This is a genomic window from Glycomyces sp. NPDC050141 (assembly GCF_055586545.1).
Genome location: NZ_JBVJHZ010000083.1, coordinates 1 through 1633, shown reverse-complemented (window position 1 = coordinate 1633; position 1633 = coordinate 1). Strand labels below are relative to the sequence as shown.

1 protein-coding gene and 1 pseudogene are annotated in these 1633 nt (G+C 68.7%); both read right to left on the bottom strand.

Features of this window, described 5'->3' with window-relative positions; all coding sequences use genetic code 11:
• Positions 1–108 precede the first annotated feature (108 nt).
• A pseudogene (locus tag ACZ60M_RS25430) lies at positions 109–818 on the bottom strand (polysaccharide deacetylase family protein); the annotation flags it as partial.
• Positions 819–1040: 222 nt separating this feature from the next.
• Complete coding sequence (locus ACZ60M_RS25425; RefSeq protein ID WP_465422043.1) at positions 1041–1445, bottom strand: DUF7144 family membrane protein; 405 nt, start codon at positions 1443–1445, stop codon at positions 1041–1043.
• Positions 1446–1633: the final 188 nt, after the last annotated feature.

Sequence of the window (1633 nt, the reverse complement as noted above, 5' to 3'; positions counted from 1 at the left end):
CAACGGAAAACGACACACAGGTCTCTTCCAAGCGGTTTCCGGAGATCTTCCCCGAAAAACACGTCAAACCCTTTCGACACGGGGGCCCCCCCCCCCCCGCGGGGGGCGCCCCCCCCCCCCCCCCCCCCCGCCGTTTCCTAGGCGGGGGCGACGGCCCTGCCGGTCGCGGTCGAGATCATCCCGGCGCACAGGCCCCGGGCGCGGAGGTTCGCCGCGATCTGCGGGATCGCGTTGATGGTGTTCCAGTTGCCGTCGTGCATGAGGATCACGCCGCCGTTCTGGAGGCTGTTCGCGGCCTGCGCGATCTGCGCGCTCGAGGCCCCGGCCCAGTCGCGGGAGTCCACGGTCCACAGGACCTCGGTCAGGCCGTACTGGGCCTCGACCGACCGCAGGGTCGCGTTGGTCTCGCCGTAGGGCGGGCGGAACAGGCGCGGCGCGGTGCCGGTGGCCGACTGGATCGCCTGCTGGGTGCGGGAGATCTCCGAGGCCATCTGCGCCTGCGACAGCTGCGTCAGGTGCGGGTGGGTGTAGGAGTGGTTGCCGACCCACATGCCCGCGTTGACCTGGGCGCGGACCAGCCATGCCTGGTTGGCGGCGTTCTGGCCGGTGTTGAAGAAGGTCGCGCGCAGCCCGTTCGAGGTGAGCGCGTTGATGAGGTTCTGGGTGGTGCCGGAGTTGGGTCCGTCGTCGAACGTGAGCCCGACGTAGCCGTTGCAGCTCTGGGCCTGCGCGGGCGCGCCGGGGATCGAGAAGGCCAGTGCGACTCCCAAGAGGAACGCCGAGACGGCGTTGAGGACGGATTTGCGGCGGCTTCGCATGGCGAGGCCCTCCTTAGCGTGCGGTACGGCGCATCATGCGGCGTCGACTGCGCACGGGGTGAGGGCCCGGGGCGTCATGAGGAGATGACAGACGATGTTCCGAGGATTGACGGGAACGACGAGAAGTATCCCCCATAATATTCACACTTGTCAATATCTTCCTGCCTTGGCGCACATGCCGACGGGACGGCCGGTACGACCGTCCCGTGGCAGCGCGTCGGGCTAGCGGTAGTCGGGCCCCGAAGGCTTCGGTGCCACCGTCATCGCCCAGATGCTGAAGACCGCCAGCGCGATGATCAGCAGGGACCAGAACGGGTAGTACGGCAGGTACAGGAAGTTGTTGATGAGCACCAGGCACGCGAGCGTGACACCGAGGACGCGGGCCCAGGTGGCGCCGGTGAACAGCGCGCAGCCCACGAGCGCGGTGATGATGCCGAGGATCAGGTGGACCCAGCCCCAGGCGGTCGTGTCGATGTCGACCACGTAGTCCTTGACCTCGGCGTAGAACTGGTCGGTGGCGATGCCGAAGATGCCCTCGATCGCCTGCCAGACGCCGATCATGATCATGCTGACCGCGGCGAACATCATGCCGCCGGCGGCCCAGGCCGCCTTAGAATCCTCGTCCATCTCGGACCCCCTCGTGAAGGAAATGACCTCACGGTAAGCCTGAGGTGGCCGCTGCCCAGGCGGAATGGGGAAGATTCGGCCGAAAGGGGCCGCCGGGGGGGGGGGGGGGGGGGGGGGGGGGGGGGGGGGGGGGAGGGGGGGGGGGGGGGGGTGGGGGGGGGGGTTGGGGGTTTTGCTTGGCCCTCCTT